Source organism: Daejeonella sp. AP26 (assembly GCF_056680515.1).
Genome location: NZ_CM155286.1, coordinates 3,972,298 through 3,986,516, shown reverse-complemented (window position 1 = coordinate 3,986,516; position 14,219 = coordinate 3,972,298). Strand labels below are relative to the sequence as shown.

Annotated in this window: 13 protein-coding genes; 4 read left to right on the top strand and 9 right to left on the bottom strand. The window is 44.8% G+C overall.

Translation table 11 applies throughout. From position 1 onward, the window contains the following. Positions 1 to 29: 29 nt before the first annotated feature. Entirely contained in the window at positions 30 to 1,223 is a 1,194-nt protein-coding gene (gene uxuA / locus AC1MCB_RS16920) for a mannonate dehydratase (RefSeq protein WP_479965897.1), read from the bottom strand. Between the two features lies 1 nt (position 1,224). Then, positions 1,225 to 2,043, bottom strand: a complete 819-nt coding sequence (locus AC1MCB_RS16915; RefSeq protein ID WP_479965896.1) for an SDR family oxidoreductase — start codon at positions 2,041 to 2,043, stop codon at positions 1,225 to 1,227. A gap of 302 nt (positions 2,044 to 2,345) precedes the next feature. Between AC1MCB_RS16915 and AC1MCB_RS16910 the strand changes: the two genes are divergently transcribed. Then, entirely contained in the window at positions 2,346 to 3,353 is a 1,008-nt protein-coding gene (locus AC1MCB_RS16910; RefSeq protein WP_479965895.1) for a LacI family DNA-binding transcriptional regulator, read from the top strand. Positions 3,354 to 3,400: 47 nt separating this feature from the next. On the opposite strand, the gene AC1MCB_RS16905 is transcribed toward AC1MCB_RS16910, so the two are convergent. Genes AC1MCB_RS16905 through kduI form a run of 6 tightly spaced genes read right to left on the bottom strand, consistent with a single transcriptional unit; the run spans position 3,401 to position 10,418 of the window. Then, positions 3,401 to 4,708, bottom strand: coding sequence for an MFS transporter (locus tag AC1MCB_RS16905; protein WP_479965894.1), 1,308 nt, complete (start codon positions 4,706 to 4,708; stop codon positions 3,401 to 3,403). A 34-nt stretch (positions 4,709 to 4,742) separates the two neighbouring features. Continuing rightward, positions 4,743 to 5,411 carry a bifunctional 4-hydroxy-2-oxoglutarate aldolase/2-dehydro-3-deoxy-phosphogluconate aldolase gene (locus AC1MCB_RS16900; RefSeq protein WP_479965893.1) on the bottom strand — a complete coding sequence of 223 codons (669 nt, stop codon included), beginning with the start codon at positions 5,409 to 5,411 and terminating at the stop codon, positions 4,743 to 4,745. Continuing rightward, positions 5,401 to 6,420: a PfkB family carbohydrate kinase gene (locus tag AC1MCB_RS16895; RefSeq protein WP_479965892.1), complete on the bottom strand. Its 1,020-nt coding sequence runs from the start codon at positions 6,418 to 6,420 to the stop codon at positions 5,401 to 5,403. The genes AC1MCB_RS16900 and AC1MCB_RS16895 overlap by 11 nt, the downstream gene beginning before the upstream one ends. Next, positions 6,420 to 7,820 (bottom strand): glucuronate isomerase, encoded by a 1,401-nt coding sequence (gene uxaC / locus AC1MCB_RS16890; RefSeq protein ID WP_479965891.1) that lies wholly within the window; start codon positions 7,818 to 7,820, stop codon positions 6,420 to 6,422. Before uxaC ends, AC1MCB_RS16895 begins: the two co-directional genes overlap by 1 nt. Positions 7,821 to 7,860: 40 nt before the next feature. After that, complete coding sequence (locus AC1MCB_RS16885) at positions 7,861 to 9,579, bottom strand: glycoside hydrolase family 88 protein (RefSeq protein WP_479965890.1); 1,719 nt, start codon at positions 9,577 to 9,579, stop codon at positions 7,861 to 7,863. A gap of 8 nt (positions 9,580 to 9,587) precedes the next feature. Beyond that, positions 9,588 to 10,418 carry a 5-dehydro-4-deoxy-D-glucuronate isomerase gene (gene kduI, locus AC1MCB_RS16880; RefSeq protein ID WP_479965889.1) on the bottom strand — a complete coding sequence of 277 codons (831 nt, stop codon included), beginning with the start codon at positions 10,416 to 10,418 and terminating at the stop codon, positions 9,588 to 9,590. A gap of 264 nt (positions 10,419 to 10,682) precedes the next feature. Here kduI and AC1MCB_RS16875 point away from each other — a divergent pair, with 264 nt between their 5' ends. Beyond that, the gene (locus AC1MCB_RS16875) at positions 10,683 to 11,108 is read left to right on the top strand and encodes a nuclear transport factor 2 family protein (RefSeq protein WP_479965888.1); all 426 of its coding nucleotides are present in this window, start codon (positions 10,683 to 10,685) and stop codon (positions 11,106 to 11,108) included. 200 nt (positions 11,109 to 11,308) lie between these two features. Next, complete coding sequence (locus tag AC1MCB_RS16870) at positions 11,309 to 12,520, top strand: MFS transporter (protein WP_479965887.1); 1,212 nt, start codon at positions 11,309 to 11,311, stop codon at positions 12,518 to 12,520. Between the two features lie 13 nt (positions 12,521 to 12,533). On the opposite strand, the gene AC1MCB_RS16865 is transcribed toward AC1MCB_RS16870, so the two are convergent. After that, entirely contained in the window at positions 12,534 to 12,932 is a 399-nt protein-coding gene (locus tag AC1MCB_RS16865; RefSeq protein ID WP_479965886.1) for a ribosomal maturation YjgA family protein, read from the bottom strand. Positions 12,933 to 13,414: 482 nt separating this feature from the next. Here AC1MCB_RS16865 and AC1MCB_RS16860 point away from each other — a divergent pair, with 482 nt between their 5' ends. Further along, complete coding sequence (locus tag AC1MCB_RS16860) at positions 13,415 to 14,203, top strand: M90 family metallopeptidase (protein WP_479965885.1); 789 nt, start codon at positions 13,415 to 13,417, stop codon at positions 14,201 to 14,203. The last annotated feature ends 16 nt before the right edge of the window (positions 14,204 to 14,219 follow it).

Here is a 14,219-nt window from a genome sequence, read left to right as displayed (position 1 = left end):
AGAACGAAATCGTAAGCTTATTTGAATCTTTATTTGAGTTCAGGATACAGACTTTTAATGATTCCCATCTCCAGTCCGCGAAGCTCTGCCAGACCTCTCAGTCGGCCAATAGCAGAATAGCCCGGATTGGTTTTCTTGTTAAGATCATCTAGCATCTGATGCCCATGATCTGGTCTCATGGGTATAGAAATATTCCGTTCTCTGGCAACGGCCACCAGTTGTTTAACCACCTCGTACATATCTACGTCACCTTCCAGGTGATTATCCTCATAAAAGTCGCCAAACTCATTCCGGCGGGTACTTCTTAAATGGATAAAGTTAATGCGGCTGCCGAACTTTGCTACCATTGCCGGAAGATCGTTATCTGATCTTACACCAAAGGAACCGGTACAGAAGCAGAGACCGTTGTTCAGCGAAGGAACCGCTTCAAAGAGTTGCTCTGCATCAGCAGCAGTACTTACCACCCTTGGAAGTCCCAGGATAGAGTAAGGCGGGTCATCCGGGTGGATAACTAATTTTACATTGCATTCATCTGCTACCGGTATTATTTGCTGAAGAAAGTGTATCAGGTTAGACCTTAGTTTGGAGACATCTATGCCTTCATAGCTATCCAGCGCCTCTTGGAACTTCTCTAGTGTAAAGCTTTCCTCACTGCCGGGAAGCCCTGCTATGATATTTCGTTGAAGCTGTAAGCGATCAGCTTCTGTCATTGTTTCAAATCGCTCCCTGGCACGCTGCAGATCTTTCTCTGAGTAATCGATTTCTGCACCAGGTCTTTTCAGGATAAACACATCAAACGCCACGAACGCCGCTTTCTCAAACCGCAGGGCCTTTGATCCGTCTTCTACAGTATAAGCGAGATCTGTTCTGGTCCAGTCGAGCACCGGCATAAAATTGTAGGTAATAATATTCACCCCGCAGTCCGACAGGTTTCTAATACTCTCTTTGTAGTTCCCGATATATTGTTCAAAGCCGACCGACTGGGTCTTAATAGCTTCGTGTACCGGCACACTCTCTACCACATTCCATATCATCCCGTAAGCTTCAACTTCCCTTTTTCTTTTCAGGATCTCATCAGTGGTCCATACTTCACCATTAGGAATATGATGCAGCGCTGTAACGACTCCTGTACAGCCTGCCTGCCGTATGTCCGACAATCTAACAGGATCTGCAGGTCCATACCAGCGCATGCTTTGCTGCATCGAAAAACTGAGCTCAGCCATTCTAAACTCCCCCATAAATTGAGAAGCCACCATCTACACAGATCATGGCACCGGTAACAAACTTCGAAGCATCACTTAAAAGCCAAACCAGTGCTCCCTCCAGTTCCTGCGGATTGCCGAAACGCTGAAACGGGGTTTGATTAATTACCAGTTGCCCGCGCTCTGAATAACCACCTTCCGGACGGGTTAGTAAGTTCCTGTTTTGCTCGGTAAGAAAGAATCCCGGCGCAAGCGCGTTCATCCGGATCTTGTCGCCGTAACGTTTAGCCAGTTCAACGGCATACCATTGATTATAACAATCCACCGCAGCTTTACCCATATTATATCCGAGAACTCTTGTGATTGCGCGTTTGGAGTTCATTGAAGATATATTTACTATACTTCCGGCGTCGGAAGTTTCAGCTATAGTTTTCCCGAAGATCTGCGTAGGGATCAACGTACCCCACACATTCAGCTCCATCACCTTTTTCATGCCCGCTACATTCATATCGAAGATCCCCTGATCAGGCATCAGTACTCCCTCCGGCTGATTACCCCCAGCTCCGTTCACAAGGCCATCGATCTTTCCGAATTCCTTTAACATCTTATCCCGTGCCGCGGTTAACTGCGATTCGTCCATTGCGTCTGCAATCAGAGCGATTGCTTTTCCACCTTGCCTGACTACTTCTTCTGCACGCTCTTCGGCAACTTCAGCATTCCGGCCTAGCACACCAACAGCACCACCGGCTTCCACAATCCCGTTGATAAATGATTTGCCCAGAATTCCTGTGCCTCCAGTTACAACGATGACTTTACCTTCAAGGGAAAATTGATTTTTCATATTCTCTAATTATGCAATGTGATAAAAGGAAAACCAACCGGGTTATTCCTTCATAGTATTCCAGTTATTAATATAATTCTTTTTGGCGGCTTCTTTGAACTATGAAGCAGTGCCACGTAGCAGTTATCAAACAAGATAATACACTCCGCTTATTTAATCATGATTAAATAGTGCGGAAGCGTATTATTTAAATATTTTTGAATGCTTAAGTTGTTGAAAATATCACAGTGAGGACGGAAAAAACCAATGTTTTTACGATAACGTTGGCGACGCGACCTCTTCAAATTTTGTAATCTGAGTAAATGGAGCCGGTAAATCTAAAGACCCTGGCCAGGGAGCTAAATATTTCTGTTTCAACTGTCTCTAAAGCATTAAGAGACAGTTATGAAATCGGTGCGGAAACCAAAGCAAGGGTGGTTGCACTGGCAAAAGAATTGAATTATCACCCGAATCCCTATGCCAGCAGTTTAAGGCAACAAAAAAGCAAGACCATTGCGGTAGTGATTCCTGAGATAGCAAACAACTTCTTCTCACTGGCCATCAATGGCATTGAAGAAATTGCCCAGGAAAAAGGGTATCATGTACTAATCTACTTAACCCACGAAGATTACCAGAAGGAACTAGCAATCGCCCGGCATCTGGCCAGCGGACGGGTAGATGGAATATTAATGTCGCTTTCGAGCGAGACTGATAATAAGGATCACCTTTACGAACTTCACGCAAAGAATATCAGTATTGTTTTTTTCGACCGCGTATTGGAGGGTTTAGAGTTTTCTAACGTTACCACGGATGATTATGAAAGCGGGTTAAAAGCTACCAGTCATCTAATACAACAAGGGTGTAAAAATATCGCATATCTATCCGTTTCCCGGCATTTATCTATTGACAAAAAAAGGAAGGAAGGTTACCTGGGCGCATTAAGCAAGCATGGAATAGCGGCCACCGATGAAAATGTTGTTTTCTGCGGAAATAATAATGAAGAAAATCATGAGAAGATTAAACAACTGCTCATGTCAGAAAATCGTCCCGATGGAATTTTTGCATCGATAGAAAAGCTGGCTATCGCTACTTACAATGTCTGTAAGGAATTGAATCTTAGAATTCCTGAAGATGTTAAAGTGGTTGGTTTTTCCAACCTGGAGACGGCACATATTCTAGATCCCCCACTTACAGTGGTCCGCCAACCGGCTTATGCTATTGGGCGGCAAGCAGCGACCATATTATTTAAAACATTAAACAACCGTAATTACGGGGATGAGCGAGTGATCTTGAGCGCTGACCTGGTAGAAAGAACCTCTACAGCAATATAAAAAACCGCTGACCCGATATAACGCGGTCAGCGGTGCAATAATCTTCTCTAGTTTAATTCAATTGGTTTCATTTTAGGGACCAGTATGTGCATAATGGACCAGGCCAGCAAATAGGCGGCGCCGCAGATCAGGAACATGATAAAATAGGCCTTATCTAATTGCCCGATACTTTCATAGTAGCCGAACATTCCCTTTTGTACCATCACAGAAAGTAGAATACCTCCCACACCGCCTGCCATTCCTCCAATTCCGGTAACTGTTGCTACAGTATGCCGGGGAAACATATCCGAAACCGTTGTAAAGATATTGGCGCTCCACGCCTGGTGAGCCGAGGCAGCTAGACCAATGACGATCACGGCTAGCCACATGTTCATCTCGCCGAGGTACTGAGCGAAAACAATGGGTAATACGGCAATTGCATAAAACAGCATCGATGTTTTTCTTGCCCGGAATACTTGCCATCCGCCTTGTATTAGTCTATATGGCAGCCATCCGCCAAACACACTTCCAACGCTCGACATAGTATAAACCAGGGCTACCGGTAAAGCAACCTGTGTTCCCGTCAAACCATATTCTTTATTAAGGAAATCGGGCAACCAGAAAAGATAGAACCACCAGACAGGGTCTGTCAGAAATTTACCAATTACAAAAGCCCAGGTTTGTCTAAAGCTAAGTAATTTAGACCATGCGACTTTCGGTTCTGTGCCTATGGAAATAGCAGCCATATCATCAACATCACTATGGATGTAATCGAATTCGGCTTTTTTTAATTTCACATGTTTTGCAGGAACTTCATACAGGATAAACCAAAATATCAGCCATATAAAACCGGCGCTCCCGGTTAGGATAAAAGCCCACTGCCATCCCATTGATTCAGCGATAAAGGGCACTGTCAATGGTGCTATAATAGCGCCGACATTTGACCCTGAATTGAAGATCCCGGTAGCAAGGGCTCGTTCTTTTTTGGGAAACCATTCCGCAGTTGCCTTAATGGCAGCAGGAAAGTTACCTGCTTCAGTTAAACCTAAAAGTGCCCGCACCCCGATGAAACCCATGGTAGTGGTTACCAGGGCATGGCCCACCGCAGCAATACTCCATAACAATACAGACACACCGTATCCGATCTTTGTACCTAGTTTATCAATAATTCCTCCTACTCCAAGCAATCCTAATGCATAGCATATTTTGAAGGCAATTTCGATGTTAGCATAGTCAACCGAAGTCCAGTTAAATTCTTCTTCCAGATATGGCTTTAACAGGGCGATCACCGCTCTGTCGAGATAGTTAATGGTAGTGGCAAAGAACACCAGGGAGCAGATGGTCCACCGGTACTTGCCAATTTGCGGTATATTCATGTATAAGGGTTAGGTGGTTATATTGGTTTCTTGGTTAAATCTCCTGCTTTACTTCATTTATTACGTCAATAGCCCTTTGCGCAAGCTTATATATACCATCGTAATCTCCGTCCTCCAAAGCTTGTTTACTGATCATTTTGCTTCCCATACCAACCGCACAAACTCCGGCATCAAACCATCTTTTAATGTTCTGTTTATCTATGTCAACACCCCCGGTGGGCACAAAAAGTTGGCCTTGGAAAAGCTCCCGGATTGATGACAGAAACTCAGGACCCAGAATATTTGCCGGAAAGATCTTAATGAGGCTTGCGCCTGCCTGCTGAGCTGCATTAATCTCCGTAGGTGTCATACAACCAGGAATCCATAGTAACCCAGCCTGCGTAGCTAATTGCCCCACCTCCGGGTTAACTATCGGGGCCACCAAATACCGCGCCCCTGCGTCTATAAAAGCCTTAGCCTCATCAGCCGTTTTTATGGTTCCGACACCTAATTCCATACCCGGACAAGTGGTTTCAGCCTCTGACCTTAAAAACCTGAAATTATCCAGCGCTTCTTTTCCGCGATTGGTATACTCCAAAGACCTAAGACCAGCCTTGTATAAGGTTTCAACCACTTTTAATGATACTTCGGGATCTTTATAAAAGAACAGCGGCAACATACCCTGGTCTAAGATTAACTGCAATGATTTTTCTTTAGAATCCATATGTTTTCCTGATGTTAATCTCCTCTACAGTTGATGAAGTGGCGTCGTTTTCTATAAAAAGTTTATCAAAAGCTGCTGCTGTGGCGAATTCAACTATATCCAGGACCGCATGATCATGATAATAACCGTAGATCAACCCCGCCATATAGCAGTCGCCGCTGCCAACCATGTCTTTGATCTCTTCAGAGTTGTATTGCTTTGAGACATGCAGGTCGCAGTCTGCGTAAAGAGTGGTGAAATACTTGATACTGCCCTTCTTTTCAAACCTGAACGTGTTTGCAACAGCGGTGCACACCGGAAACTGTTCCAATATGGCTTCAGAAGTAAATCTAGCATGGGCTTCAAGTTTGCTTCGTTCCTCTCCTTCTACAAGTTCCGGCTTAACAGGTATGCCCAGCATGGAGTTGGCGGCCCAGATATTGCCCATGATCAGATTGCAGTACCTGGCTAACCCTGGCACTACCTCAACAGGAGTTTTACCATATTTCCACAGCTTGGCGCGATAGTTTAGATCAAGCGAAATCTTAATTCCTCTGGCGGATGCGGCTTGCAAGGCCTCTTCACATACGTCAGCAGCCTGCTGGCTGATAGCCGGACAAATAGCGCTGAAATGAAACCAGTAAACGCCTTCAAAAACATCATCCCAATTGATCAAGCCAAGTTTTAGCGCGGTAAAGGAAGATCCGGCCCGATCATAGATCACACCTGCATTCTTCAGATCCTTACCTTTGGGAAGATAATATAATCCTACACGGTCACCTTCATAACGAATTTTATCTGTTTGAATATTCCGTTTTTTGAGCGCTCGAACAATCTGTTCTGAAAAGTAATTCTCAGGAAGCGCGGTGAAATAAGCGGAAGGTACCTTCCATAATGCAAGAGCCGTAGCTACGTTACATTCGGCGCCGCCGATATAAACAGGAAGCCTATTCTCCTCAGTCCACTGACCATTCGTATCCGGACAAATGCGCAGCAAGAGCTCGCCGAAAGATAAAACCTTCCCCTTCATCAAAAATTGAAATAGTTCTTAGCATTATTATAACATATGTCCTGAACCACAGCTCCGGTCCAGCTAATGTCGTCGGGCAATTCCCCGTTTTCAATATCCTCCCCAAACAGGTTGCATAAGATCCTGCGGAAATACTCGTGGCGCGGGTAAGAGAGGAAGCTGCGTGAATCTGTCAGCATACCCACAAACCTGCTTAAAAGTCCCATATTCGACAGCGTATTAATTTGTTTAGTCATGCCATCTTTCTGATCTAAAAACCACCAGCCTGAACCAAACTGCACTTTCGCGACCGTAGAGCCATCGTTGAAATTGCCAACCATCGTCGCCAGCATTTCATTATCTGCAGGATTCAGGTTATAAATAATGGTTTTGCTTAGATGGTTGTCCTGGTCAAGCTTGCTTAAGAACTTCGATAAAGGCTTTGCCTGACTAAAGTCACCTATGGAATCCCAGCCTGTGTCCGGTCCCAGAAGCTTCAGCATTCTCGAATTATTATTTCTAAGGGCACCCAGGTGAAACTGCTGAACCCAGCCTTTTTCATGATTCCATAACGCAAATTGGAAAAGAAGGGCTGATTTGAATTTTATAACTTCTTCGGCAGAAAGCACAGACCTGTCTCTGATCTTATCGAATATGATCCTTAACTCCGCTTCGGTATAGTCTTCCGCATACATAGTTTCCAAACCATGATCTGCAACTGAGCAACCGTTTTGAGCAAAATAGTCATGACGCCCCATCAATGCATCCAGGTAATTATCATAACTGCTGATGTTTACATTAGCGATCTGCTCTAACCTATCAATGTATGCGTTCAATGCCTCTATATTTTCGGCGTTCATCGCTTTGTCAGGACGGAATGCCGGAAGAACCCGCATTGCAACGCCTGCATTCTTAATATTTTGATGGTGCTCAAGCGAGTCCAAAGGATCATCGGTGGTACAAAGAGTCTCCACGTTCATTCTGCCTAACAGGCCCTGCACTGAATATTCGGGGGACCGTAGTTTCTCATTACAACTATCATAGATCTTTCTGGCGGTCTTTGGCGAGAGTACCTCACTGATCCCAAAATAGCGCTGCAACTCAAGGTGAGTCCAGTGATAAAGAGGATTTCGGAGAGTGTAAGGAACAGTTGCAGCCCACATTTCAAACTTCTCCCAATCGCTCTTACTGCCGGTGATATAAGCCTCATCAACTCCATTTGCGCGCATTGCCCGCCATTTATAATGGTCGCCATACAATACGGCCTGGGTCATATTACCAAAATTAATGTTGCCCGCAATCTGATCCGGTGGCAGGTGATTGTGATAATCAATTATGGGCATATCCTTTGCAAACTCATGATAGAGCCTTTGCGCCGTTTTGCTGTTTAGTAAAAAGTTCTCGTCTAAAAATGGCTTCATAATACTCTCCCGGTTATTGCTGCCCTTGCTCGCTTAATATTTACTTAGCCTGCTGTAGCAGCCACTTTATCAGCTCCACACCTGCTTCCATATTTTTGTACTCTGATGGTAATCTTCTGCCATCAATATATTCATTATACAGCCATGGGTCGCCTATTGCGAAGACGGTACCCTTGCCGTACCTCGAAGTCGCCATCAGCACATCGCCCCCGTGCGACAGCTCAGCCGCTGCAGAACCAGATAAATTCAGAGTGCTGACTTCCTTAAGGTAAAGCGGATAACCAGCAGAGAATATACGGTTTCCTTCAGGCACCATTACCTTCCCCATATCCCATTGCGTGCCTTTAACCGGCATTTTTGTTTCCTTTTTAAATACAATTCCAAACTTAGCGGCCAGCTGATTGAAATGATCGAACTCCGCATTGGGAACATCATTAGACATTAGCAAAAGCACCCCGCCTTTTTTCACCCATTGCGCGATACTCCTGATGTCCTCCGGTCGGACATAATTTGGTTGCTCAGTTTCTTTTTCTGTGTCCGGATCAACAATGATATAAACATCGGCTCCTTTGAGGGCAGAAGTAACAGGCGCGGTCTTCAACTCCGCGGTTTTTGCCCCCATATAACGCGCATGCTCACCCAGCAATGAGAAACCCCCATTGGCTTGCTCCTCCCACTTGTAATGCCAGCTGATCGTACGACCGGTTACATCCTTTTTGAATTCATTGTTGAAATAACCATCCAGAAGTATTGTTTTTCTTTTTCCGACCTGTTCAATTTTCTTTACTAGCATCTCATTGGCGGCTAGTAAATAGGCGCTACTGGCTGCAGTGAGAATGTCAATGCCTGTTTTCTTAGAATTCCCAGGTATAGTCTGATAAGATTTTAGTGCTGCAGCATCCGCCTTATCGCTCAGATACCCAAGGCGCGATCCCTTCGCTAAAGCATAAATAACAAGGTTAGATGCTTCGGCATTTTTAATCTTAAGAATTTCTGAGGGCATATCGCCCGACTGCTTCCATAATCCGGTAGCCGGATCCTGTGCTTTTATAGCTCTATCAGCAAATCGCTGGAACAAAGCGAGCAGTTCATTCTTTCTCGGGTGACCTTCCGGGAATGCTTCAAGCACCTCGACCAGCGATGCGCCAAACCAACTTATAGAACCTATTGCTACTTCAGATGCTTTATTCAGCTTCGTGTCCGCAAGAGCGAACCTGTTAGCGAGCATTTCGAAGACCTCCGGCTCACTGAAGGTTACCGCAAATTCTGTGTAGAAGGGGAAACTCATAAAGAGATCTTCCTCACTGAGATTCTTCGTACCAGGCTCGCTTTCTTTGATCAACTCTTCCAGGTGTACTTTTAATTCGAGTGCTGCTTTATAGTACTCATGTTTTTCAGTGACTCTATATAGGGTCAGCAGACTCCGTCCGTAATTTAAAGGATGGTTACCCTCTTCAATTTTATCGAAGAGGAACTTGCCTACAGGACTGACCAGCGAATCCACATCCCGCTGGATCTGATTAAAATATTCGCCATTACCGGTACGCTTCCAGGAGTTCGCTAATCCCTGCAGGTAAACTCCATGAGCAATGTTGCCACCTGAACGCTTATGCGTTGGCGTTTCTTTCAAATGATCATAGGCGACAATCTCTTCTGTGGCAGAATTTTCTAGCTGGCGTACCCTATTCGCAATGGCAGAGTACTTCAGGCTGGTAATGGCAAAAGCGATGGCAAGGCCGTAATTTAAAGCTGTCTGCATGCTTACTGTTACCTTAGTTCTGTAATACCTACAGGATCCATATCTGCGTAATCCTGGTTTTCACCAGCCATCCCCCAGATGAAAGAGTAATTGATCGTACCCGCCCCTGAGTGAATCGACCATGGCGGAGAAATAATTGCCTGGTGATTGTGAACCATCAAGTGACGCGTTTCCTGTGGTTCGCCCATAAAATGAACGACTGCCTGCCCGGGCATCACATCAAAATAGAAATAAGCCTCCATTCGCCTGTCGTGTGTATGTGCAGGCATAGTATTCCAAACACTGCCGGTATTTAGAGTGGTCAGTCCCATCACAAGCTGACAGCTTTTAAGGCCGTCTTTATGAATGTATTTATAGATTGTCCTTTCGTTTGAAGTCTCAAGGCTTCCCACAAGTGCAGGCATAGCCTCCTCCTTCTTCATCAGCGCTACTGGATATTCAGCATGCGCCGGACAAGAAAGTAAATAGAACACCGCGGGCTCTGACAAGTTCGTCGAAGAAAAACTCACTGATTCGCTTCCGCGGCCAATATACAGGCAATCTTGCTTATCAAGCTCGAATTCAGCACCGTCCACAACGATCCTACCCGGGCCGCCCACATTGATGGCTCCTAATTCCCGTCTTTCCAGAAAATAATCCGCCCGAAGCTCCGGATGATTTTCGAGAGTTAGTGCCGATGCTCCCGGCACCGCGCCGCCCACTATCATTCGGTCGTAATGACTGTAAACCAGATTAATCTTTCCTTCCTGCATCAATTCTTCTATCAGAAAGTTAGCTCGTAATTCATCAGTAGACATTGACCGTACTTCCTTACTGCTATTGTGATATCGTTGTTCCATGTGAAAATTTTTTACCTGCCGGAGCGCGAACCCGGTTATCCCTTCAAGTCCGTGGGGCTATTAAATATCAGGTTAATATTTGAGAGATCAAGCCGGAGTTAGATGTCCCAACTTCTTGTTCGTCGTAATCAACAAGTTTAGCGAGAATTTCACCTCATGAAGAGCCTTTAGCGGGAATTTTTCACGCAAACGTTAGCGGAAACACTTCTTCAGATTCACATAATAAATGATTTACTTGCTTTTGAAATTTATGAAAACCGAATCATGCGAAGAATTATTCAACTAACCATATTGCTCATGATACCTCTGATCACTGTTTCGGGCCAGACTAAAGAAGAGCGAAAAGTGGCCCTTGCAGTCGAGCAGCTTAAAAACGCCATGATCTCCGGTCAACAGCAAGCGCTGAATGCTATCGCCTCAGAGAAACTAGTGTATGTGCATTCGGGTGGGAAGATTCAGAACAAAACTGAATTCATCGAGTCTTTCACCAGCGGCATCTCAGATTTTGTCAGCATTACTTTAACAGATCAAACGATAACCCTCTCAGGGAAAACAGCCGTGGTGACCCATAAACTCAGTGCCGATACCGTTGACGGCGGAAAACCAGGTACCGTTAAACTCGGCGTTATGCTAACTTTTATAAAAGATCATGGCGACTGGAAACTGCTGGCAAGGCAGGCGTTTAAATAATTAGCAAATGAGCGAATGTGTAAATGAGCAAATGAGTAATAAGGGATAATTGAAGGTACAAAAGCCTTTATAAAGCGCCAAACCCAAAAGGCCGAAATACCCCATGTGCTAATTTTCTAATTCGCTAATTTGCTAATTTGCCCATTTTACCCCTAAATGTCTTTCCCTATTCTCTCCTTTGATAGCTTTGCAGCTTCAAAATGAAAACAAAGAACCAGGGCATCTCCACCATCCTCGCTTTCGCTTTACTGCCTTTATCCGGTTTTGCAACTGATATCTATCTGCCCTCATTACCTACCATGGCGCGCGACCTGCAGGTAGGCAGCATTGAAGTACAACTAACACTTACCTTATTTTTGATCAGCTATGGTGGTTCACAGCTATTCGTAGGCAGCTTTCTGGATAGCTTCGGCAGATATAAAGCTTGCTTATATTCCCTGGTGGTTTTCGCGATTGCTTGTATCATTGTCGCAACCACTGAAAACATCTATCTGATCTACCTCATGCGCATTATACACGGAATCACTGCGGGAATTATTGTCGTGTCAAAGCGAGCTTACTTCGTCGATCAGTTTTCCGGCCAAAAGTTGAAGCATTATCTCAGCCTGTTTTCCATAATATGGTCAACCGGACCAATTGTAGCGCCCTTTATCGGCGGTTACCTCCAAAACGCCTTCGGATGGCAATCCAACTTTTATCTCCTTGCCGGGATGGCTATGGTGCTATTCGTACTTGAACTGATTTACAGTGGCGAAACGCTGGTTCACGCTGCTGAATTTCATTTAGAGAAGATCGTGAAAGTTTACAAAGAGATGCTGACCACCGCCAGTTTTACTTTAGGCTTAGTAATGCTGGGCCTGGCTTACTGCATGGTAATGATCTATAACATGACCGGGCCGTTTATTATCGAAAACCATCTTCACTTATCACCGGTTGTTTCCGGATACAGCTCTTTGATACTGGGTTTCGCCTGGATGACTGGCGGATTTATGAGCAAGGCGACCCTCAGCCGGCCTTTCTTTAAAAAATTGACTGCCAATATTCTGCTCCAGACCCTTCTGGCCCTTGCTATGCTGCTTAGTCTTCAATGGATCACTAATTTATATTCCCTGGTATTTTTTGCCTTCATCATCCATGTCGGAGCAGGTTACACCTTCAGCAACTATTTTACGGATTGCCTGAGTAAATTCCCCAAAAATGCAGGCATCGCTGGCGGATTAACGGGCGGAGTTTCCTATGTGATCGTTTCTCTCTTAAGCTACGGCATCGTCACTATAATTCCTGCCAAAGACGAACAAAACCTGGGTTACAGTTACCTGATATTAATCCTGTTGTCCGGCCTGATCATGCTTATTATGTATAAGATTGGGAAAAGAAAAACAGTGGCATTGATAGCAGAACCGGCCCCTTAAAAATTACTATTAATTAATCACCGGTTGCGATTTCAGATGTGTAATTCCAAACCTTCCTTTTTTCGGCCCACATAATCGCAAGCGCGCCCAGCGTATAAGCAAGCATATCCATCCAGGCGAAATCCGTACCGATTAGCGTCCTGGCCAGTGAAAAGCCTGACAAACCCAGCCGCTCCACGATCTGGAAATATTGCAGGGTTTCAATCAGGTAGCAAAACAAAAGCACTACCATCACAACCAACGGAGCTGAAATATTCAAAAAACTCCTGATCATACAATACAGCAGCATCATCACCAGGAAATCTCCAAAGTACGGGCGGATAAAACTGTCTTTAACAAACAACGCGATAAGCACCTCAGTAATGAAAAGGATCAGGCTGAGAACGAAATATCGGGTGTTGAATAGAAACATCAGAAGAAAGGTTATGGGGTTAGAGGGTTTAGAACGTTATAGGTGCCCCCTAAAGCCATTGCCGCAATAATCAGAATCAAATATATCAGTAAAATACAATGAACAATGCTCACTAACCTACGAACAATTACCATGACTGCCTTTCTGCGACCCATTCAGGGTCGTATGATTTACCTACCTATTTCTTCTATAAACGGGTTATCCCTTCGGGATAATAAGTTGATCATCGTATTACTAAAGAAACGACCCAACTAACATTAACCCGAAAAAGATGAAGGCCAGATATTAAAAATAGTAATTAGACGATGTTTTATCCGCCATTAACCAATCCATCCTGAAATGCCGAAAATTTTGATTCAGACAATTGCATCGTAAAACTACCGCCATAATCCTGATTATCCTGAAATCCTGAAAATCCTGATTGCGACAATTGCATATTTCAAATCCTAATCCATTTTTCAATACCTTTAAGTATCAGCACCATGAATCTCTTAGAAATTGTCTTACTAATCATCCTGATCACTATTGTCATTTACCTCTGGCTTAAAAAGTCGAAGACATCCCAGCAGACTGTTCCGGCGGATTACACGACGCTTCTTCAAACCCACATTAGATATTACCGCAATCTCAACTACGAACAAAAAGAAAACTTCAGCAAACGAGTCCAGGCATTCCTGAAACAAGTGCACATTGAAGGTGTGGGCACAGAGGTTACCCTGATAGACAAGATCCTCGTCGCGGCAAGCGCCATCATCCCTATCTTTGGTTTCGGCGACTGGCGATATCCGAATATCACGAACGTCATCTTATACCCCGGCACTTTCAATGAAGATTTCCAGTTTGAGGGCAGCGGACGCAACATGACAGGTATGGTGGGCACAGGCTATATGAACGGACAAATGATCCTCAGCAAATCAGCATTACGGGCAGGCTTCTCCCACGACGAGTCAAAATCAAATACCCCCATCCATGAGTTCGTCCACCTGCTCGATAAAACCGACGGTGCAACCGACGGGATCCCCGAACAACTGATGGAACAACGCTCCCTGGAACCCTGGTTAAACCTGATGCATCGGGAGGTCGAACGGATTAATAACCGCCAATCCGACATTAACCCCTATGCGCTAACCGGTGATGCGGAGTTCTTCGCCGTCGTATCCGAATACTTCTTTCAGCAGCCCCACCTAATGGCGACCAATCATCCGGAGATCTATCAAATGCTAACCCAGTTCTTTAGGCAGGATTGGGTGAGGGGAACGGTAGAAATCTAATGAAGTGCCGTCTTTC